Here is a 20227-nt window from a genome sequence, read left to right on the forward strand (position 1 = left end):
GTCCCAAGACCAAAGCTGGTTAGGCCCGTTCGCAGCGTGCGTCGTGGGTGCCGGATGCCTTTTCGGACGCTGAACGCGGCCCCGGCGATGCTGCTGATCGGCGGCATGCAGCACCCGATAAAAGCTGCTTTCAGACGCGAGATAACGGCCCTGATCGGCCAGCCGGGGCACGATCTGGCTCGGTGGAAGATGCGCGTATTCCGTGCTGTTGCAGAGCTGCAAGATCGTCTCGCGTTCAGCATTAGTCAGGGCATTCGCCAGCGTGGGCCGCTGCGTGGTCGTGCGACCATCGGCTTTCAGCGCGCCTTCTTGTGTCCAGCGTTGCAGCGAGCGGAGACTAATCGCCAGTTCCTTGCAGGCGACCTGTTTTCGGGCACCGGCGGCAATGGCTTCAGCAATCCAGACGACATAATCGCGCCGTACCGACAGCGTCGTTAGCTGTCCTCGCTGTCGTCCCCCCAGTAGGCATTGAGCTTTTTTCGCAGTACCAGAATCGCCGCAGCCTCCGCCAACGCTTTGTCCTTGCGCCTCAGCTCGCGTTCCAGTTCGCGGATACGTTTCTTGTCAGCCTTGGCCTGTTCGCGATCGAGTTGGCGCTGGGCTTTGGCTGTCTGCTGACCCGACAGACAGGCGTCGCGCCATGCCTTGATCTGCTGGGGATATAGCCCTTTACTGCGGCAGTATTCGCTCAGCTCGATTTCAGACAGCGCGGTGGTCTCAATCACCACCGCCAGCTTGGACTCAGCTGACCAGTTATCCGTTAGCTTTTGATCTCCGGGCACCGCAGCCCCTCCCGCTTTGGCCTGTTTGCGCCAAGCATACAGGGTTACATCGGAGATGCCTTCCTGGCGGGCGAGCTCGGCTACAGACATGTTGTGGGGCGGCAAAAGCTTCTTCAGCAGGGCCTCTTTACGCTCAGGTGAATAACGTCGCATCGCATGACTCTTTCCGTCCCCGGGACTTTGGTTTAGATGAAACTGATCAGGCGACAACTACCCTGACACCGGGGGAGCTCTACCAAGCAGGCACAAAAAAAGCCAACCTCAAGAAGGTTGGCTTTTTTCAGTTGCTTATAAAGCAACAAAGTATGGTAGCGGTGGCCGGATACACTCGATCATCCCTGCTTGCCAAACTTCGACCTTGAGGCTTGGGTATGTTGTGAACTGCAGGAACTAGACCCGCTGATGTTCTCATGCACTGCAACGATACAGTTCATTGATAGCGACTATTTTGGCCTTTTGCTGGACTTAGCGCTTGAGCAGTATACGGTGACTTGAGCGTCAAGCCCGTGTTATCGGAGGAGGTGCGGTCATTCATCACTTGAGTTTGGGTTAAGTGATATTGTTCCTTCATTTAGAACAATAGCTCTATATAGCTTTCCAAAGTTAGAGTTGTGACTAGACGCACCGATGATGGCGATCAATAGCGCAAGAATAACTGTAGAGGCAATAGAGGCTCCCATACCCAGTAGCAAACCAGTCTTTGTACTAGTTCGATCTGTTATGTGGGACTTCACATCAACCAAGTCATCTATTACCTGGCTATTGGAGGCTTCTACTTGCTTCAGGACGGAGGAGTTTCGTGTTTGTTCTGTCAGGAACTGTTGTGAAATTTCGTCAGCAAATGCAAATAATGTTTGCTCCGCTTCGGATCGCAACTGCTCTAAGCGTCGATCATTGTAATTTCTAAGAAAGCCTCGCAATTCCTCAGGGGTAGGGGAGCGGCCTTCGTTTTCTTCGGTATCACGATAAAACTCAAACTTTTGGAGTTTATATTCCGCGTACGCCAATCGCCCTATTAAGGCCAAGGGTAGGTCATCTTCATCAATGACCAACTTTCGAAGAATGGGGTTGTGAACTGGAATGAGTGGCTGAACATCTTCAGCTTGACCTTCCGTGGCCTGTTGTGTCATCAACTTACCCGTTAGGCGTAAAAGCGTTTAGTAACCAAAATTCCCTTTTAGATGAGTGCTTCAGCAAGTTCGTCCTCATTCTTCTCATCTCTGCGTCTTTTATAGTGAGCAATCATAGCTTTTTTCATGGCGCGATCAGCTGCGGCACGGTTTACACGCACTACCGTAAAATCTCGACCGCCAAAGGCAATCATATGAGAGCTCGGCGCCTCAAGCGTAACTTCGCATTTTTCTCGGTCTGAGGATATGAATACTCTCGACCATTCCCTTTTACGCCTCATCGCGACCCTTCCAAGTTATCTGCAAGGTTTTTGTAATAACCCACCTTAACTTTAGAGTTGATCATAGCATAACCACAATGGTTGGTGTCATCTGGAATATAAGTCAATGATATTTAACGGGAAGTTATTGCGTCCTTGCGTATATCCATGGTTGGTGACGTGACGGGGCGAGGTCATGAGCACCAAAACGAACGTACTGAATGTTGAGGCAGGTGAGCCCATAGGTAACAAACAACACGAAACCCGGTGATTTTGGGTTGTTGGGTAGCTAGTGGGGTATGTGGCGGATTCGCTTGTAACTAATTGATTTTTATGAATGACTGGTACCAGTGGCCGGACTCGAACCAGCACGCTTTTAAGGGCGGGGGATTTTGAATCCCCTGTGTATATCAACTTCACCGTCACCGCCAAAATCTGTTGAGAGCGGCTTCCTCGTCCTTGCCCGACGCCGCCTTTGTTGAAATCTTGGCCGATGGTGTCGAGGATAACAGACCATGCGTCATGGCGGTGTGCGGCGTTTTACCGTATTTTTGCAGTATCTACCATGTGTCAATAAAACTCACATAGCGCTTCAGATTTTGAGGCTTTTAGCCTGTATTGCACAGCTTTGTGTACTTGACTACCTGTTCGACGATGGTGTCCGCAAACTGATGGTCGTTGATGTGGAAGTCGAACTCGCGCAGATCAAGGTTGGAAGGGCGGAGGGATTGCAAGTGTGCCGCGAATACAGGTGGTAGCGATGGGTCGTGCAAATGGCCGCGGGGGCTATCGTGCTCTGAGAAGCCCCGCAGCGGGATGAAGAAGGACACGGGGCCCGTTGCGTCGGCGATCAAGCGAGTCATGTGCTCTGCCAACGCCAGGAGTTCGCGGCGTTCGGTACGTACCGCCGTGAGCGCCGTGTTGTGCATGTGGCAGCGTTTGCCGGGAAAGAGGTGGCGGGCTTCAGCAATGGGGCCTGTGGAAATGAAGTCAGCGTTGCCTGGTGCAAAGATTGTCGGAATACCCTTCCTGAGAGCGGCCTTGCAGCGGTCAGCGCCTGCGCTGCACAGACCGTTGTGCAAGAAGTCGTTCACCTCCAGGAGGGATACATCCACGACGACACAGGTATCGCGCTGCCTGATGATCTCCTCCATCGCAATGCCGCCACTGCCGAGAGTGTGAAAAACCATCACCTCGTAGCCCAGAGCTTCCAGTGCACAGCGCACGCGCACTGTGCAGGGATCTGTTGTCGAGAGTGTGGTCATCGTCACCAGCGGACGGTTTTCGGCGATGACGGCACGATACTCCCTGGCTTGGGCTGCGATTGCTATTGCGCCGTTGCGGTAAGCGGCTTGGGAGATACTGTTGAAACCGCTGATGTCACATACCGGATTGACCATCATAATGTCGTTGGAACCAACGAAGGGTTTGGTGAAGCCAGAAGCCAGTGTCGATATCATGACTTTGGGCAGGCCATAGCGGAAGGTGCGCATGACCGCGGTGCTAAGGGTCGTGCCCATTGAACCACCCATGCCAATGATACCTGCGAGGCCTACTTTCTGATCTACTTCACGGGCACAGTGTATGGCACCCTCAGCCATAATAGACAAACACTTGCCTTCGTGATTGAGGGCACGAATTTCGTCCATGGTTCGACCCGCGGCGGCAGCGATTTTTGTTGGGTTTATTTCGGCCGGACTCGCATCCTCGCCACGAATACTGGCATCCAGGTGAATCACGTTCACTCCGCGGGCCTCTAATACTTGGCGGAGGTACGCCGCTTCCAGCTGTTTTGTATCACGGGTAGCAATCATTAGGACGTAGGGTTTTTGTTTTTTCATTATTTTATTCTCCCCAGGAGTGGTCGCCGGATCTGAGGCTTTTTGCGGTATTACACCGCCCTCTTAATAGCACATCAAAATTTATGGCGGTGGCGTAGATCATTATCTTCGGGTGGTAAATGTTCCAAATGGTACATCAGGCCGCTGATATTTTTTACTATGTTGCCATCAAATTCGTTGAGATCTCGTGTGCAGCCGCAGTGAGTTCTGATAGATGCGCCTTTACGATTTCCTCGGTCGTCTTAACCTTACGATTCCATGTCAAATTAAGCACCGCAATTACATCGCCACTGGCCATGACAGGCACTGCAATCGAAAGGCGACCATCATCCGACTCGCGTCTTGATTCGTTGAAGTCCCCGCCGAAGTCACCTGCACGCTCTCCATACCCCAGGCGCCGGGTTTCATTCAGCAGCTGTTCAATGACCTCTGCTTTTCTGGCGATGAAGTTTCCGGGCTCTTTGCTACTGCGCAGCCGTTGCAACACCGCCTCTCGTTCGGTGTCGCTGCAAAACGCCAGATAGGCACGCCCGGTCGCAGACCTGGGCATGTTGATGCGAAAGTTGAGTTGTCCCTGGAGTATGTGTGAGAAATAAGACTGTGACGTATTTGTCTCCACGACCGCCATGTGGTCAAGACGCGGCACCGCCAGTATCGATGGCCATTGCACCTGGCGCCCCAGTCGCTCCAAGATCGGTGAGGCTACTTCAACTACGTGACCGGTGTCGTTCAGCTCAGGCAAGCGCACCTGTATTCTGTGGCTTGCCATGTAAGCGCCGTCTGCCAGTCGCTGCCATACCAGCCCTCGCTGCTCCAGCGTTAGAATGATGCGTGTTAGTGTTGCTTTGGGCAGATCCGTCGCGAGGTATAACTCATGCAGACTGGCGCTGCGGGCATCCTGTAAATAGGTAAGTACTTCAAGGCCTCTGTCCAAAGCTCGGATGGTCTTTACTTTGTAATCCCGCATCTTATTTTTCACCACGTGAAACTTATAGGTTTAATGATAGCCTGCCTGGAATTCCTTTGACAGGCGTTGCGCTAGCCGTTGCCCTATTTTCACCACGTGAAATCATTTCACGCCGCGCTGGCGGTGTAGAAATGAAATGGATAATAATTTAACTCAATCGACGAATTATTATATTAACTCCGTCAAATCAAAAAAATGGGATCAAGGTTCAGAAGTTAATTTTAATGTGAGTATTTAACTCCATTTTAATGTCACCTTGCTGCTTAAGTTTGGTCCAAAAATAATAAGGAATATGACTTATGTCTATTACTGAAGTTAATAAGGTTGATGCGGAAGTTATCGATGGAATGCGCATTGGTTGGGATATTCCGATCAGAATGAGTGATGGAATTATTCTTCGCGCTGATATTTTCCAGCCGCCGGAAGAGGGGCGTTACCCGGTCATCCTGAGTTACGGGTGCTATGCAAAGGGTCTCTCGTTTCAGGAAGCCTACGCTGGGCAATGGGATGTAATGACAAGGGATTTTCCGGAAATAAAGGACGGTACGACCAACAAATACCAGTGTTGGGAGGTTGTTGATCCGGAGTGTTGGGTACCTGATGGTTATGTCGTGATACGTGTTGACTCTCGAGGTGCGGGGCGTTCAGAAGGTGTGCAGAGCGTATGGTCTGAACAGGAGATTCAGGATTATTACGAGTGTATAGAGTGGGCCGGCGAGCAAGCCTGGAGCAATGGTAATGTCGGGCTGCATGGAATTTCCTATTACGGCGCCAATCAATGGCACGTAGCGGCCATGCAACCGCCTTATTTGAAGGCAATTATCCCCTGGGAAGGCACCTCTGACTGGTACCGCGAAGTGTTCTACCACGGCGGTATTCGATCCGGTTTTCTTGACCGATGGTTGCCCCGTCAGCTCGCGATGCAGCACGGCTACGGAGAGCGTGGTCGCAAGAACCCCAACACCGGTGTGCCCGTGGCAGGCCCTGAGACCCTCACCGATGAGGCGCTGGCGCTAAACCGCGTCGACAAGGTGGCGGAGGTGCGCGCCCATCCGCTGGCGGACGATTATAACAACGCTCTGGTGGCGGATTTGTCGAAAGTTACCGTGCCGCTGCTCTCAGCGGCTAACTGGGGTGGCCAGGGACTGCACCTGAGGGGCAACATCGAGGGCTACACACAGGCAGCCTCCGAGAACAAGTGGCTGGAAGTCCATGGGCTGGAGCACTGGACGCATTACTACACCCCTTACGGGGTCGATCTCCAAAAACGCTTCTTCGATCATTTCTTGCGCGGTGTGGACAACGGTTGGGACAAGCAGCCGAGGATTTCGTTGCAGGTCCGGCACATTGATGCCGGTGCCAAGGGCAGCATCGCGGGCAGGTTCGTGCAAAGAGGGGAGCACGCATGGCCGCTCGAACGTACGCAGTGGACTCGCTTCCACCTGCAGGCCAATGGAGCAAGGCTGCAGGCTGAGCAGGTGGATACCGACGCCTATCTCGAGTACGACGCTATGGGGGCCGGGGTGACTTTCACCAGTCCTGCATTGGAAAACGACACCGAAATTACCGGCCCGCTGGCAGCCAAGCTGTTTATCAGCTCATCGACGACTGATGCTGATCTGTTCCTTGTGGTTCGGGTGTTTGATCCTAACGGTGACGAAGTTGTGTTCCGCGGCGCGATGGACGTACATACGCCGGTTGCCCAAGGGTGGCTGCGCGCCTCACACCGGCGCCTGGATACTCACCGCAGTCAGCCGTACAGGCCGTATCACCAGCATACGGTGAAGGAACCCCTTACGCCTGGAGACATTTACGAGGTGGACGTCGAGATTTGGCCGACGTCCGTCGTGGTGCCGGCAGGGTACCGGGTGGCGTTGACAGTGCGCGGAAAGGACTATGAGTACGAGGGGGAGATCGACCCGAGCGACACGACTCATCGCTACCCGTCACGTGGGGTCGGCCCTTTCGTTCACAACGATCCTCTGGACAGGCCTGCTGATGTGTTCGGGGGGATGGTCCGGTTGCATACCGGTGGCGATTATCAGTCATATCTCCTCATGCCGGTAATACCAGCAGCGGAATGACATAACAAAAACAACATATTTATGAACAAACTGGAGGTTTGAAATGGCTGTAATGCGATTGGGGTACCTGCATGCGCGCGTGACCAACCTGGCGGAAGCCAAGCGCCACTACGTGAATACGCTCGGCATGCAGGTGGTGCTGGAGCAAGACAACAGGCTCTATTTAAAGTGCTGGGACGAGTGGGATCATCATTCGCTTATGCTGGAGGAAGGTGGTGTCGGGCTGATCAAGCTTGGATACAAGGTCGCCAAGGCTGAGGATCTGGCTTATTTCGAGCAGAAAATCGAGGCCTTTGGCGTCAGAACCACCCGCATGAGTGCAGGGGAAAACCTGGCCGTCGGTGAGGGTATTCGCTTCACCATGCCATCGGGGCACCTGATGGAGCTTTATCATGAAATGGAGTTCACAAACACCGCCGTCGGCCTCGTCAATCCGCCGCTGTTTCCCCGGCACCTGGTGGGAGTTGGGGTGCCACGACTCGATCATTGCCTGCTTAAAACCGACGATATTCCCCTGGCGGAGCGTTTCTGTATTGAGGCGCTGGACTTCAAGCCCGCAGAGCGGCTGGTAAGCGAGCTCGGTGACACTGGCGAATTAATGGGGACCTGGCTGTTTTGTCAGCACAAGACCCATGACATTGCCTTTGTCGCCGGGGAGCAGGGCCGGATTCACCACTGGGCATACAAGCTGGAGAACTGGGATGCGATCCGCCATGCAGGAGCGATCTTGTCGATGGATGATACGTCTGTCGGTTTTGGGCCAGACATACACGGACTCAGCCGGGGCGACACTATCTATTTCTTCGACCCGGCGGGTAATCGTAACGAGGTTTTTGCCGGTGGTTACGAGACCTATCAGGACTTCCCGACAGTTACCTGGACCGCAGACGAAATCCCGCGGGCGGTCTCCTATATCGGTCGGGAGATAGCGGAGAACCACTTTACCGTTGACACCTGAACCATGAGTCATGTCGTTACGATCTTGCCGGACGGGGCTCGTTTCCCGGTTCGGCCGGGTGAGACCTTGCTCGCGGCTGCTCGTCGTTATGGTTTTGCATACCGGGTGGGCTGTCGAGAGGGCGGGTGCGGTGCCTGCAAGCTGGAGTTGGTGTCTGGGGAGTTGGTCTACAGCAAGACCGTGGCAGAGTCGGTGCTCAGTGACCAGGAACATGCCAGAGGCATCTGCTTGCCGTGCCGGGCGGTGCCCGTGACAGATGTCGTAATCAGGCTCGATGCAACCGATCGGCTCAGGCGCGGGCCTTTCAGTGACCGACTTGCCAAACGTGACCTTAACAAGGCAGACCGTCTCGATGTTCCCGCTGAATCGGAACTCAGCGATTCGAATAATGTACCTGCCGCCAAGCTCTCATAACAAAACTAAATCGATCTCGGACGGAGCATACCATGTCAATCGATAACCTCGCACCAAAACACAAGAGCACCCTCCATGACCGCGAGTGGGAGTGGGAGGGCGATCTCCTGATCAAGAGCAGGGAACTGGTCTCGGAAGGGGTCGTCGTGCTCACCCTCACGGACCCGGCTGGCGCGGGCTTGCCCGAGTGGAGCCCGGGCGCGCATATCGACCTGCTGCTGTCCGATGGGCTGATCCGGCAGTATTCCCTGTGCGGGGACATCCACGACCGCCGTTCGTATCGGATTGGGGTACTCCTTGATCCAGGCAGTCGTGGGGGATCGCAGTTTGTCCACGATAAGCTGCAGGCTGGTGGGACAGTACGTGTGCGCGGGCCGCGCAACCACTTCCGGCTCATCGAGGCCCCGGAGTACCTGTTTATCGCCGGTGGGATAGGTATTACCCCCATGCTGCCGATGATTGCGGCGGCGCAGGCCGCCGGCGCGAACTGGCGCCTTTTCTACGGTGGCCGTACCAGGGACTCAATGGCGTTTCGCGACGAATTGTCTGTCTACGGGGACCGGGTCAGTATATTTCCCCAGGACGAGGTCGGGCGGATCCCGTTGATTTCAGTTTTGTCCGAGGCCCGTGACGATGTTCTTCTGTATGTGTGTGGCCCAGAGCCGTTACTCGATGCGGTCGAAACCGGTGCCGCGCACTGGCCGGCCGACAGCCTGCATACCGAGCGTTTTGCCGCCAAGCCTGTTGATGCACCCGCAGATGCGCTGGAGTCCTTCGAGGTCGTGTGCCAACGCTCCGGTATTAGCCTGAGCGTCGGTCCTGATCAGTCGATTCTTCATGCAGTTGAAAAGGCCGGTTTGAAGGTCCTTGCATCTTGTCGTGCCGGTGTTTGCGGAACTTGTGAAGTCGATATTCTCGAAGGCAAAGCCGATCACCGCGACACTGTGCTATCGCGCGCGGAGCGGGAGTCCAACGAGTTCATGCTTGTTTGTTGCTCGCGCTCGCTGTCGCCAAAGCTCGTTCTGGACATTTAGGCCGATATATCAGGATTCCCAGTCTCGATGTCTGGCGGCAGCTCTAAGCCAGAGCTGCAGATCCCTGATGTGCGATGCACGGCCGACCGAACTTTACGAATCAAACTGTTTGGAGAAACTCACATGACTAATACAGTACTCTCACGAACTGCGCCCGCTACGTGCGACATCGATCTGTTCAGCGACCAGCACCTGGAAAACCCCTACCCCAACTACAAACTACTGCGTGATGCCGGTCCGGTTGTTCACCTGCCTGAACTAAACGTCACCGCACTTGCACGTTACAAGGCCATTCGTTTTGCGCTGGATAATTGGCGAACCTTCTCCTCGGCCGATGGTGTTAGCCTTAATGACCTGCTCAACAAGGCTTGGACCGGCACGGTGATTGCCTCCGATCCTCCCTATCACTCGGCGCTGCGAGCGGTACTCAATGAGCGGGTGTCGCCGCGCCAGATCCGCAAATTAACCGCGGACATCGAGGCGAGAGCCGAGCTACTTGTGGAGGAGTTGGTTGAGCGCGGTTCATTTGATGCGATGACTGATTGCGCTTACCGGTTTGTTCCACCCGTTATCTTGGATTTAATCGGGTTCCCTAAGGAAGGCAGCGAGAACCTGCTGCAGTGGGCCGAGCAGATCTTTAATGTTAACGGCCCTGACGGCAATCAGAAAATGCAGGAATCCGTGCCGGGGTTGGTGAAAATGTTTGAGTGGCTCGGAAAAGAATGCACCAAGGATCGAGTAACTCCGGGAGGTTTTGCGGCCACCATTCACGAAGCCGCGGAGCGCGGTGAGATCAAGCCGGAGTCGGTCGTACCCCTGATGGCCGGTTACAGTATTCCGGGCACTGATACCACCATCGGTCTTATCGGCAGCGCCCTCCATCTGTTTGCTAATAACCCTGACCAGTGGAAAATGGTTCGTGAAAATCCGGATGAACTGCTTCGGCCCGCCGTTGCCGAGGTGTTGCGCATGGAGTCCCCGGTGCAGTGGTTTTCCCGAGTGCTGAAGCAGGACTACGATGCTGATGGAGTCATCGTGCCTGAGGGCAGCCGCATCCTTCTCCTCTTTGGTTCTGGCAACCGCGACGAACGCCATTTCCCGGATCCTGACCGCTTCGACGTGATGCGTGATCCGATGGACCACCTCGCGTTTGGTGGCGGGATTCATGGCTGTCCCGGACAGCACCTGGCGCAACTGCAAGCAATTTCCATCCTGAAGGCATTTGCTCGCCGAGTCGAACGGTTCGAGATTACGGGGCCCGCTGTGCGCACCCTGAATAATACAACTCGCGCATTTTTTAATCTGCCAGTAACTGTGTCCTGACAACAGCACCGGCTATGTTCGGTTAATTCGAAAAATTGAGTTGTTTCCGAAAACCCGTGATGTGGGTGGCTGCGGACAAAAATCATGCCACATCAGTCAAGGGTTACATGGATTCAACAGCGAAATAGAGCATAGCCACAGCAGTGGTCGTTTTCTGATTATGGCTGTTTGGCCCAGTCACAGATCTGCTCGGTTCGATAATGATTACAGGGAACAAGATGAAAGAATTCAAACACTTTATTCACGGCGAGTATGTCAGCTCTGCCAGCGGCAAGCGTTTTGAGAACCGCTGCCCAGTCGACAACAGTCTGATAGGGCAAGTCCATGAAGCCGGCCGCGACGAAGTTGACGCGGCTGTGCGCGCCGCCAGGGCCGCGCTCAAGGGGCCCTGGGGTAAGCTGAGCCAACCCCAGCGGATTCAGTTGCTGAACAGGGTTGCCGATCGCATTAACGAGCGTTTCGACGAATTTCTCGAGGCCGAGTGCCGCGATACCGGCAAGCCCTACAGCATCGCCAGTCATATCGATATCCCGCGTGGTGCGGCCAACTTTACCGCTTTTTCCGAGACCCTGGCCAACCACCCGACTGAAGGGCTTCGCCTCGATACCCCGGACGGCAAGGGGGCGCTCAATGTTGGCCACCGCACCCCGAAAGGCGTAATAGCGGTGATCAGCCCCTGGAACCTGCCGTTGCTGCTGATGACCTGGAAAGTGGGGCCTGCGCTGGCCTGCGGCAACACCGTCGTAGTCAAGCCCTCGGAAGAAACCCCGGCCACCACCACGCTGCTGGGTGAGGTGATGAACGAGTGCGGCGTGCCCCCGGGCGTGTTTAATGTGGTGCACGGCTTCGGTCCCGATTCGGCCGGCGAGTTCCTAACCACCCATCCGCTGGTGGATGCCATTACCTTCACCGGCGAGACCCGCACGGGTGAGGCCATCATGCGGGCGGCCTCAGTGGGCTTGCGCAATATTTCGCTGGAGTGCGGCGGCAAGAATCCTGGCATCGTCTTCGCTGACTGCGACCTGGAAAAGGCGGTCGAAGGGACTATGAGGTCCGCCTTCGTCAACTGCGGCCAGGTCTGCCTCGGCACTGAGCGGGTGTATGTAGAGCGCCCGATCTATGACGCTTTCTTGACCCGGATGAAGGAAGAAGTGGCGAAACTCAAGCTGGGTCGACCGCAAGACAGCAGCGTCGACTTCGGTCCGCTAGTCAGCCAGAAACACAAGCAGAAGGTACTGTCCTACTACCGACTGGCGGTGGAAGAGGGCGCCACGGTCGAGATCGGCGGTGGTGTACCGGATATGGGCGCCGAGCTGAACGATGGTGCCTGGGTCGAACCGACTATCTGGACCGGCCTTGCCGACGATGCACGGGTGATCAGGGAAGAGATATTCGGTCCCTGCTGTCATATCCGGCCATTCGACCGCGAAGAGGAAGTCGTCCAGCTGGCCAACGACACCAACTATGGCCTGGCGGCGGCGGTCTGGACCGAGAACAGCGCCCGTGCGGTGCGGGTGGCCGAGCAGATGGACGTTGGCATTGTCTGGGTCAACAGTTGGTTCCTGCGTGATTTGCGCACTGCGTTCGGTGGCGCCAAGCAGTCAGGTATCGGTCGTGAGGGCGGGGTGCATGGACTCGAGTTTTACACCGAACTGAAAAACATCTGCATCAAACTCTGAGCCGGAGAAGAATGATGGATACAACACAGATACAAACACTGGGTGACGAGCTCTACCAAGCCCTGACCAAACGCGAGACCGTAGCGCCGCTGACCAGCCGCTTCAGCGATATCAGCATCGAAGATGCCTATCATATCTCGTTGCGGCTGCTGCAGCGCCGGCTCGAGGCAGGGGAGAAGGTGATCGGCAAGAAGATCGGCCTGACCTCGAAAGCGGTACAGAACATGCTCAAGGTAAATCAACCTGATTTCGGTTACCTGACCGATGCGATGGCGTTCAGCCAGGGCCAGGAAATGCCGATCTCCGAGCGCCTGATTCAGCCTAAGGCCGAGGGCGAGATTGCCTTTATCCTGAAAAAGGACCTGATGGGGCCCGGTATCACCAGTGCCGACGTACTGGCGGCGACTGAATGTGTAATCCCCTGTTTCGAGGTGGTGGATTCGCGCATCGAGAACTGGCAGATCAAGATTCAGGATACGGTCGCGGATAACGCCTCCTGCGGTCTGTTTATCCTCGGTGACCAGGCGGTCGACCCGCGCAAACTGGACCTTCGCACCTGCGGCATGGTGGTCGAGAAAAATGGCGAGATTATCAGCACCGGCGCCGGTGCAGCGGCCCTGGGTGGTCCTGTCAACTGCGTCACGTGGTTGGCCAATACCCTGGGGCAATTTGGCATTGCGCTGAAGGCCGGCGAGGTGATTTTGTCCGGCTCGCTGGTACCGCTGGAGCCGGTCAAGGCCGGTGACTTCTTGAGTGTCTCGATCGGTGGCATCGGCAACGCCTCAGTTCGCTTCACCTGATCTATCAGGGCGAATGCCGGGTCAGGGCCTAGCCGATATTCAGACTATCCAAACTTCGCCCCAATCATCGATATCAATGTCAGGGTTAATTCTATGAAAACAAAACTCAAGGCGGCCATTATCGGCCCCGGCAACATTGGCACCGACCTGCTGATGAAAATGCAACGATCGGAGTGGATCGAGCCTGTCTGGATGGTCGGTATCGACCCCGAGTCCGAAGGTCTCAGGCGTGCGCGGGAGATGGGCATCAAGACCAGCGCCGAGGGTGTCGATGGTCTGCTGTCGCATGTAATTGAAGACGACATTCGCGTCGCCTTCGATGCCACTTCCGCCTATGTCCATGCCGAGAACAGCCGCAAGCTCAATGAACTGGGCGTCATCATGATTGACCTGACCCCGGCAGCGATCGGCCCCTTCTGTGTTCCGCCGGTTAACCTTAAGCAGCATGCCAAATCGCTGGAGATGAACGTCAATATGGTGACCTGTGGTGGCCAGGCGACGATCCCGATGGTGGCGGCGGTGTCCCGCGTGCAGCCGGTTGAGTATGGCGAGATCGTCGCTACGGTGTCGTCCCGTTCGGTTGGGCCTGGTACGCGTCAGAATATCGACGAGTTCACCCGCACCACCGCCGGTGCCGTGGAGCAGGTTGGCGGCGCCAAGCAGGGCAAGGCGATCATCATCATCAATCCGGCGGAGCCGCCGCTGATGATGCGCGACACCATCCACTGCCTGACCGAAACTACACCGGATCAGGCTGCCATCATCGACTCGGTTCACGCCATGGTCGCGGAAGTGCAGCAATATGTGCCGGGCTATCGTCTGGTTAACGGCCCTGTTTTCGATGGCAACCGGGTGTCTATGTTCATGGAAGTGGAGGGCCTGGGTGACTTCCTGCCCAAATACGCCGGCAACCTGGACATCATGACTGCGGCGGGCCTGCGTACTGCTGAAATGTTCGCCGAAGAAGCGGCGGCCGGAACCGTTACATTGCCGGAACGTGGCTAAGCGAGGGAGACTGGACATGAATCTCAATGGTAAGAAAGTCACGCTACACGATATGAGCCTGCGCGACGGCATGCATGCCAAGCGCCACCAGATCAGTCTCGAGCAGATGGTCAGCATTGCCACCGGACTCGATCAGGCCGGCATGCCGCTGATCGAAGTCACCCACGGCGACGGCCTCGGCGGTGCCTCTGTCAACTACGGTTTCCCTGCCCACAGCGACGAAGAGTATCTCAAGGCAGTGATCCCGCAGCTGAAGCATGCCAAGGTCTCAGCGCTGCTGCTGCCAGGGATCGGCACCGTCGACCACCTGAGAATGGCCCGCGACTGCGGCGTCAGCACCATCCGTGTCGCTACCCATTGCACCGAGGCTGATGTTTCGCAGCAGCATATCGGTCTGGCGGCGAAAATGGAGATGGACACCGTCGGTTTCCTGATGATGGCCCATATGGTCAGTGCCGAGAAGGTGCTCGAACAGGCGAAGCTGATGGTCGGCTACGGCGCCAACTGCATCTACTGCACGGATTCCGCCGGCTACATGCTGCCGGACGACGTGACGGCCAAGATAGGTCTGCTGCGGGCCGAGCTGCCGGCCAATATTGAGATCGGCTTCCACGGTCACCATAGCCTTGGTCTTGGCATCGCCAACTCCCTGGCCGCGATCGAAGCCGGCGCGAGCCGTATCGACGGCTCGGTCGCGGGTCTTGGAGCCGGCGCTGGCAACACCCCGCTGGAGGTGCTGGTGGCGGTGCTGGAACGGATGGGCGTCGAGTCCGGTATCGACCTCTACAGGATCATGGATGTGGCTGAAGACCGGGTGGTTCCACTGATGGATCAGCCGATCCGCGTCGACCGTGATGCACTGACTCTGGGCTATGCCGGCGTCTACAGCTCCTTCCTGCTGTTCGCGCAGCGCGCTGAGAAGAAATACGGCATATCTGCCAGGGACATCCTGGTAGAACTGGGCCGTCGCGGCACCGTCGGTGGCCAGGAAGACATGATTGAAGATCTGGCACTGACCATGGCCAAGCAGAAAGGCCTGGTCTGATTGCTGAACTGAGGAAAGGGTGCGGTTCGCTTCGCTCACCAGCACCCTGCTACTCCCGTGAATACTGAAAGGACCGATATAATGGGTAATCTGACACAAACACAGATCGTAGAACTGGCGGCACACCTGGAAACCGCCGAGCTGGAAGCGTATGAAGTCACCAAAGTCACCGACGATTTCCCTGACATGACCTACGAGGATGCCTTTGACATCCAGTGGGAAATTCGTCGCCGCAAGGAAGCCCGCGGCAACAAAATCGTCGGCATGAAAATGGGCCTGACATCCTGGGCCAAGATGGCGCAGATGGGGGTCGAGTATCCCTGTTACGGCTTTCTGGCGGACTATTTCAGCGTGCCGGACGGCGGCGAGATCAAGCATAGCGAGTTGATCCATCCGAAGATTGAAGCTGAATTGGCGTTCGTTACTAAAGCCGAACTGAAGGGCCCCGGGGTGCATATCGGCGACGTGCTGCGCGCCACCGATTTCGTGATGCCGGCGGTCGAGGTGATCGACTCACGCTACAAGGACTTCAAGTTCGACCTCAAGAGCGTTATCGCCGACAACTCCAGCTCCAGTCGTTTTATTACCGGGGGCCGCATGGCTGCGCCGGAGGAGCTCGACCTCAAGACGCTCGGTGTGGTGATGGAGGTGAACGGCGAAGTGGTGCAGACCGGTGCAGGTGCGGCAGTACTGGGCCACCCGGCGGCCTCGGTGGCGATGCTGGCCAACATGCTGGGCGAGCGCGGCGAGTCGTTGCCGGCCGGCAGCTTCATCATGATAGGTGCAATTACCGCGGCGGTGCCGGTCGAGCCCGGCGACAACTTCACCGTGCACTACCAGGGTCTGGGCTCAATCGGCGGCCGTTTCGTCTGATACTGATACAGGAGCCAGGACGATGCCTATTATCCAGGTCAATCTAATGGAAGGGCGTAGCGACGAACAGAAAGAAGCGCTGATTCATGAGATCACCGAAGCTGTGCATCTGGCCATCGAGGCGCCGCGGGAAAGTGTGCGGGTACTGCTTAATGAAATGCCAAAGCAGCACTTCGGTATCGGCGGCCAGTCGGCGAGAAAGCTAGGTCGCTAGGGGCTGTTAACGTTGTACATGGATAGCGACAGGAACCCGCATGCGACGGCGATAATGCAGTCGTAATTCAGGTTAAGCTTGCCGTATCGGAATACCACTGCGCGGCAGTACTTCAGCCGCGCAAAGGCGTTCCCGACCAAGCGCCTGTAGTAATACAGCCCCCTTTCCAGAGCGCCATTGTTCTTGATCAAGTGGCGCTTTCTGGGAATGACCGGTCGGGCCACAACCTGTACACGGATACGTCCATTGTCATCCCCCTTGTCTGCAACGATCACTCAGACAGTACCACTGCTGCATGCAATGAATGCGTAGCAGGGTTATGACGAGATAGGGCCTGCGTTTGGGGTAATACGGATCGATGACAGTTGCTTCCGGGTCCATGGAGTCCGCTCCTCCATATGGCCGACAAACTGCTTTTTACGGGGTTTTCCATGCTTATGGCCGAGCTTTCTTTCGGCGAAGATAAGCTCCTAATTCATGTAGTGCCTCGGTGCCTCAACGTGCAGGGGGACACTATCCCTTAATGACTTAATCACAGTTTTATTAAAGTTTTCACTCTATGAAAAGCACTTTGTATTTGCTTCCATCTCGGCTTTTGTTGCATTTAAATGTAATGACAAAGTTTTATTTTTAGTGATTTTAGTTATAAAAGTCAAAAATTAATAGGGTGGTCCTGAGAAATGTAAATACTAAGATCTGACCACCTTAAGTAAAAAGGTTGTTTTTTATAAAATCGAGGATTGCATGAAGAATAATAATATTATAAGTGTGACAGGATGTTCTCCAACTATAAAAAAATTAGGGTTATCCGTCGCTTGTTCTATGTCCGTTTTGATGTCTGTTCCTGTTGCGCAGGCTTTCACAATTGATACGGGTAATCCGAATATACGTCTGTCCTGGGATAATTCAATTCGATACAGCGCTGGATGGAGAGTAGAGGATAAGAGTGAAGATGTATTGTCATCATATAATCCAAATCTCGATGATGGTGACAGGAATTTCAATAAAGGATTAATCTCAAATCGAATGGATTTGCTATCAGAATTCGATCTCAGTTACGACCGGCGATATGGTGTTCGTCTCAGTGGTGCAGCGTGGTACGACGACGTCTACAATAAAGGAACGGACAACGACGGCTCAGGCCTGAGCAACAATCTGAATGGCTCCTTTGATGAGTTTCCGGATGAAACTGAAGAGCTCCATGGTCGCGATGCCGAAATATTGGATGCATTTTTATATGGGAATTTCAACGTAGACGGAAAGTCCCTTTCCCTGAAAGCCGGTCAATACACGCAAATTTACGGTGAAAGCCTCTTTTTCGGTGGTAACGGGATAGCAGGGGCGCAGGCTCCGGTGGATATTGTCAAGTTACTATCGGTACCCGGCTCGACCTTTCAGGAAATTTTGCGGCCGGTCGGCCAGTTAGGTGCGAATCTTGTCATTAATGAAAGTCTCAGTGTAGGCGCTTACTACCAATATGAATGGGAAAAAGCACGCCTGCCCGGTGCGGGAAGCTATTTCAGCTTTTCCGATTTCGCGGATGCCGGTGGCGACTATATGTATCTACCTCCGGCTCTGGGCGGTTTGAGTCACCGCGTTGGGGATATTACACCGAGCGACGATGGTCAGTTTGGTGCCCAGATCAAGATTAAGGATGGGAACTATGAATATGGCCTGTACGCAGCTCAATATCACGATAAATTCCCACAATTCTATGTCCGCCCAGGCAGCTCAGAATATACGCTTGTTTATGGCGAGAGCATAAAGACACTAGGGGCAAGCGTCAGTACTCTCATTGGCGAGGCCAATGTTGCAGCAGAGGTCTCGGTTCGAAAGGATATGCCTCTGGCCGGTGTCGGTAACGTGGTGATCGATGTAGCCGGCAATGGCGATGGTGACAAAAATGCGCTCTACCCGGTTGGTAACACCTTCCATGCACAGATATCAGCCATTACTCTGATGAATGAGAGTCCGTTGTGGGATGGGGCTACCCTTCTTGGTGAAGTCGCATATAACCGAATTACTTCTATCGAAGAGAACCGCGGTCAACTCGATCCCAATACAACTCGCAGCTCAGCTGCTTTACGTTTGCTGCTTGAGCTTGAATACTTTCAGGCTATGCAGGGTGTTGATTTAAAACTACCAATTGGTCTGGGCTACGGCATATCCGGTAATCCTGCTATCGGAGGAACGGGCTTCTCACCTGAAGGTGGTGGTGATCTAAGTGTCGGCCTGAAGTTCGATTACCTTAAGACTTGGCGTGGCGGTGTGCAATATACCCATTACTTCGGCAGTGCTGGCGGGATCGTGGATTCCACAGCAGCATTATCCGGAGATCAGGTGCATGCGGACCGTGATTTTATATCGTTTAACATCCAGAGAAGTTTCTAACGATTGGAAGGCATTAGATCATGAATATAAATAAAACAATTCTGAATTTTACCATTGTCGGTGTACTGTCCGGTTTTCAATTTTCATATGCTGCCGTAGCCGTTGATGAGGCGGCACAGTTAAGCAGTTCCCTGACGCCGCTAGGTGGCGAGAAAGCCGGTAATGCTGATGGCACCATTCCCGAGTGGACAGGGGGAACAGCCAAGCTTCCTGTGCAGGGTGAAAACTATATCCCATGGGAATTTCTGAGTGACGATCAACCTATAGTCAAAATTAATTCCAAAAATATTAAGCAGTTCTCTGATAAGTTGTCGCCAGGCACAATAGCTTTACTGGAAAAATATCCCGATAGCTTCTATCTGAATGTATATCCTACGCGCCGTACAGCGTCTGCTCCTGACTATGTATATGAAAATACACGAGATAACGCACTCAACTGTAAACTATCCGCGGCTCAGGATAGTGTAGAGGGCTGCTTTGGTGGTATTCCGTTCCCGATTCCGAAATCCGGTTTGGAGATTATCTGGAATTACCTGTTGCGCGTAGAAGCCACCGCTACTGAGTATGGGTTTAAAAACTTACTCCTGCTGAAGGATAGCGAGCCGACTCTGGCCACGCGAAACGACAACTATTGGCAATACCCATACTATTATCGTGACGGCTCTGCCGACAAATGGTCTGGCGAATACTTCCTGCAGCGGTTTACCACCACTGAGCCGCCTTTCAAGTCAGGAGAATCACTGGTCATTCGAGATAGCATCGATCCCAGTGAGCCGCGTCGTGCCTGGCAGTACCTGCTGGGACAGCGACGTGTACGGCGCGCACCGACGGTTGGTTACGACACACCTGATTTTGTTTCGTCCGGTGCCAACTATTTCGATGAAGTACAAGGCTTTTTCGGTATGCCCGACCGCTATGACTGGACGATTGTCGAAAAACGTGAAACCTATATTCCTTACAACAGCAATGGGCTCGTTACGGCTCAGATAGAGGATGCTTTCGTTGCAAACCATTTGAATCCTGCCGAAATGCGTTGGGAGCTCCACCGTACCTGGGTTGTGGAAGCAACTGTCAAGTCTGACAAGCGCCACGCCGTACCGAAGCGCGTGTTCTATTTCGATGAGGACAGCTGGCTGCTGACCCTGTTGGATGGCTACGACTCGGAAGGCAGCCTGTGGCGAACGTCTCAGGTGTTCCCTTTCGTTGTTCCAAGCGTGCCGGTGACGCTTGTTAAGCCGGTTTCGGTATATGACCTTCAGGCGGACACCGTGAGTAACGTGCAATTCCTTAATGGTGAAACGTTCAGAATCGTTTCCAACAAGCCGGAAACGTTTTTCACCGGTGACGCGGTGGCGGCAGAAGCATCACGCTAATCGGCTAGGTGAGCTTGCTCGGCATAGGGTTCCCCCTTCATCCTATGACCGGGC

The 20227-nt window shown here is 54.6% G+C and carries 18 protein-coding genes, 1 tRNA gene and 1 pseudogene; 13 read left to right on the top strand and 7 right to left on the bottom strand.

The annotated features are described in order from the left end of the window. From MPRO_RS25265 to MPRO_RS20110, 6 genes and pseudogenes are all read right to left on the bottom strand, one after another. A pseudogene (locus tag MPRO_RS25265) lies at positions 1-935 on the bottom strand (transposase); the annotation flags it as partial. A gap of 374 nt (positions 936-1309) precedes the next feature. Further along, positions 1310-1912 carry a hypothetical protein gene (locus tag MPRO_RS20095; RefSeq protein WP_067297346.1) on the bottom strand — a complete coding sequence of 201 codons (603 nt, stop codon included), beginning with the start codon at positions 1910-1912 and terminating at the stop codon, positions 1310-1312. Between the two features lie 47 nt (positions 1913-1959). Continuing rightward, positions 1960-2106: a hypothetical protein gene (locus MPRO_RS26005; RefSeq protein WP_158651894.1), complete on the bottom strand. Its 147-nt coding sequence runs from the start codon at positions 2104-2106 to the stop codon at positions 1960-1962. 408 nt (positions 2107-2514) lie between these two features. Further along, a tRNA-Leu gene (locus MPRO_RS20100) sits at positions 2515-2602 on the bottom strand. 178 nt (positions 2603-2780) lie between these two features. Next, on the bottom strand, positions 2781-4013 hold the full coding sequence (locus tag MPRO_RS20105; protein ID WP_067297349.1) for a Tm-1-like ATP-binding domain-containing protein: 1233 nt from the start codon (positions 4011-4013) through the stop codon (positions 2781-2783). A 157-nt stretch (positions 4014-4170) separates the two neighbouring features. Continuing rightward, positions 4171-4980 (bottom strand): helix-turn-helix domain-containing protein, encoded by an 810-nt coding sequence (locus MPRO_RS20110; RefSeq protein ID WP_067297457.1) that lies wholly within the window; start codon positions 4978-4980, stop codon positions 4171-4173. A 299-nt stretch (positions 4981-5279) separates the two neighbouring features. Between MPRO_RS20110 and MPRO_RS20115 the strand changes: the two genes are divergently transcribed. From MPRO_RS20115 to thmT, 11 genes are all read left to right on the top strand, one after another. Further along, entirely contained in the window at positions 5280-7064 is a 1785-nt protein-coding gene (locus tag MPRO_RS20115; protein WP_216821342.1) for a CocE/NonD family hydrolase, read from the top strand. A gap of 43 nt (positions 7065-7107) precedes the next feature. Further along, positions 7108-8022, top strand: coding sequence for a catechol 2,3-dioxygenase (locus tag MPRO_RS20120; RefSeq protein ID WP_067297352.1), 915 nt, complete (start codon positions 7108-7110; stop codon positions 8020-8022). Positions 8023-8025: 3 nt separating this feature from the next. Then, on the top strand, positions 8026-8436 hold the full coding sequence (locus MPRO_RS20125) for a 2Fe-2S iron-sulfur cluster-binding protein (RefSeq protein WP_082709002.1): 411 nt from the start codon (positions 8026-8028) through the stop codon (positions 8434-8436). Between the two features lie 32 nt (positions 8437-8468). After that, entirely contained in the window at positions 8469-9470 is a 1002-nt protein-coding gene (locus MPRO_RS20130; RefSeq protein WP_067297356.1) for a PDR/VanB family oxidoreductase, read from the top strand. Positions 9471-9593: 123 nt separating this feature from the next. Next, complete coding sequence (locus MPRO_RS20135) at positions 9594-10793, top strand: cytochrome P450 (protein WP_067297359.1); 1200 nt, start codon at positions 9594-9596, stop codon at positions 10791-10793. A 218-nt stretch (positions 10794-11011) separates the two neighbouring features. Then, positions 11012-12472: a 2-hydroxymuconic semialdehyde dehydrogenase gene (locus MPRO_RS20140; protein ID WP_067297363.1), complete on the top strand. Its 1461-nt coding sequence runs from the start codon at positions 11012-11014 to the stop codon at positions 12470-12472. Between the two features lie 14 nt (positions 12473-12486). After that, entirely contained in the window at positions 12487-13272 is a 786-nt protein-coding gene (dmpE, locus tag MPRO_RS20145; RefSeq protein WP_067297367.1) for a 2-oxopent-4-enoate hydratase, read from the top strand. A 93-nt stretch (positions 13273-13365) separates the two neighbouring features. Next, positions 13366-14277, top strand: a complete 912-nt coding sequence (locus MPRO_RS20150; protein WP_067297370.1) for an acetaldehyde dehydrogenase (acetylating) — start codon at positions 13366-13368, stop codon at positions 14275-14277. A 16-nt stretch (positions 14278-14293) separates the two neighbouring features. Further along, on the top strand, positions 14294-15322 hold the full coding sequence (dmpG, locus tag MPRO_RS20155; RefSeq protein ID WP_067297373.1) for a 4-hydroxy-2-oxovalerate aldolase: 1029 nt from the start codon (positions 14294-14296) through the stop codon (positions 15320-15322). Between the two features lie 81 nt (positions 15323-15403). Beyond that, a complete protein-coding gene (dmpH, locus tag MPRO_RS20160; RefSeq protein ID WP_067297376.1) occupies positions 15404-16195 on the top strand; it encodes a 2-oxo-3-hexenedioate decarboxylase in 792 nt (263 codons plus the stop codon). A gap of 22 nt (positions 16196-16217) precedes the next feature. Beyond that, positions 16218-16409, top strand: coding sequence for a 2-hydroxymuconate tautomerase (gene thmT / locus MPRO_RS20165; protein WP_067297379.1), 192 nt, complete (start codon positions 16218-16220; stop codon positions 16407-16409). Here the strand turns inward: thmT and MPRO_RS20170 are convergent. After that, complete coding sequence (locus tag MPRO_RS20170) at positions 16406-16684, bottom strand: hypothetical protein (RefSeq protein WP_067297382.1); 279 nt, start codon at positions 16682-16684, stop codon at positions 16406-16408. The genes thmT and MPRO_RS20170 overlap by 4 nt on opposite strands. Before the next feature lie 469 nt (positions 16685-17153). On the opposite strand from MPRO_RS20170, the gene MPRO_RS20175 reads away from it, so the two are divergent. Both MPRO_RS20175 and MPRO_RS20180 read left to right on the top strand, forming a co-directional pair. Continuing rightward, positions 17154-18800 carry a DUF1302 domain-containing protein gene (locus MPRO_RS20175; protein WP_067297385.1) on the top strand — a complete coding sequence of 549 codons (1647 nt, stop codon included), beginning with the start codon at positions 17154-17156 and terminating at the stop codon, positions 18798-18800. 20 nt (positions 18801-18820) lie between these two features. Beyond that, positions 18821-20173, top strand: coding sequence for a DUF1329 domain-containing protein (locus MPRO_RS20180; RefSeq protein WP_067297389.1), 1353 nt, complete (start codon positions 18821-18823; stop codon positions 20171-20173). Positions 20174-20227: the final 54 nt, after the last annotated feature.

The organism is Marinobacterium profundum, from assembly GCF_001528745.1.
GTDB classification, from domain to species: domain Bacteria; phylum Pseudomonadota; class Gammaproteobacteria; order Pseudomonadales; family Balneatricaceae; genus Marinobacterium_A; species Marinobacterium_A profundum.

What these genes read in the sequence shown, in the direction of transcription:
- MPRO_RS20095 (WP_067297346.1), bottom strand. Translation starts at nt 1,912, where the DNA reads ATGACACAACAGGCCACGGAAGGTCAAGCTGAAGATGTTCAGCCACTC.
- MPRO_RS26005 (WP_158651894.1), bottom strand. Translation starts at nt 2,106, where the DNA reads ATGATTGCCTTTGGCGGTCGAGATTTTACGGTAGTGCGTGTAAACCGT.
- MPRO_RS20105 (WP_067297349.1), bottom strand. Translation starts at nt 4,013, where the DNA reads ATGAAAAAACAAAAACCCTACGTCCTAATGATTGCTACCCGTGATACA.
- MPRO_RS20110 (WP_067297457.1), bottom strand. Translation starts at nt 4,980, where the DNA reads ATGCGGGATTACAAAGTAAAGACCATCCGAGCTTTGGACAGAGGCCTT.
- MPRO_RS20115 (WP_216821342.1), top strand. Translation starts at nt 5,280, where the DNA reads ATGTCTATTACTGAAGTTAATAAGGTTGATGCGGAAGTTATCGATGGA.
- MPRO_RS20120 (WP_067297352.1), top strand. Translation starts at nt 7,108, where the DNA reads ATGGCTGTAATGCGATTGGGGTACCTGCATGCGCGCGTGACCAACCTG.
- MPRO_RS20125 (WP_082709002.1), top strand. Translation starts at nt 8,026, where the DNA reads ATGAGTCATGTCGTTACGATCTTGCCGGACGGGGCTCGTTTCCCGGTT.
- MPRO_RS20130 (WP_067297356.1), top strand. Translation starts at nt 8,469, where the DNA reads ATGTCAATCGATAACCTCGCACCAAAACACAAGAGCACCCTCCATGAC.
- MPRO_RS20135 (WP_067297359.1), top strand. Translation starts at nt 9,594, where the DNA reads ATGACTAATACAGTACTCTCACGAACTGCGCCCGCTACGTGCGACATC.
- MPRO_RS20140 (WP_067297363.1), top strand. Translation starts at nt 11,012, where the DNA reads ATGAAAGAATTCAAACACTTTATTCACGGCGAGTATGTCAGCTCTGCC.
- dmpE (WP_067297367.1), top strand. Translation starts at nt 12,487, where the DNA reads ATGGATACAACACAGATACAAACACTGGGTGACGAGCTCTACCAAGCC.
- MPRO_RS20150 (WP_067297370.1), top strand. Translation starts at nt 13,366, where the DNA reads ATGAAAACAAAACTCAAGGCGGCCATTATCGGCCCCGGCAACATTGGC.
- dmpG (WP_067297373.1), top strand. Translation starts at nt 14,294, where the DNA reads ATGAATCTCAATGGTAAGAAAGTCACGCTACACGATATGAGCCTGCGC.
- dmpH (WP_067297376.1), top strand. Translation starts at nt 15,404, where the DNA reads ATGGGTAATCTGACACAAACACAGATCGTAGAACTGGCGGCACACCTG.
- thmT (WP_067297379.1), top strand. Translation starts at nt 16,218, where the DNA reads ATGCCTATTATCCAGGTCAATCTAATGGAAGGGCGTAGCGACGAACAG.
- MPRO_RS20175 (WP_067297385.1), top strand. Translation starts at nt 17,154, where the DNA reads ATGAAGAATAATAATATTATAAGTGTGACAGGATGTTCTCCAACTATA.
- MPRO_RS20180 (WP_067297389.1), top strand. Translation starts at nt 18,821, where the DNA reads ATGAATATAAATAAAACAATTCTGAATTTTACCATTGTCGGTGTACTG.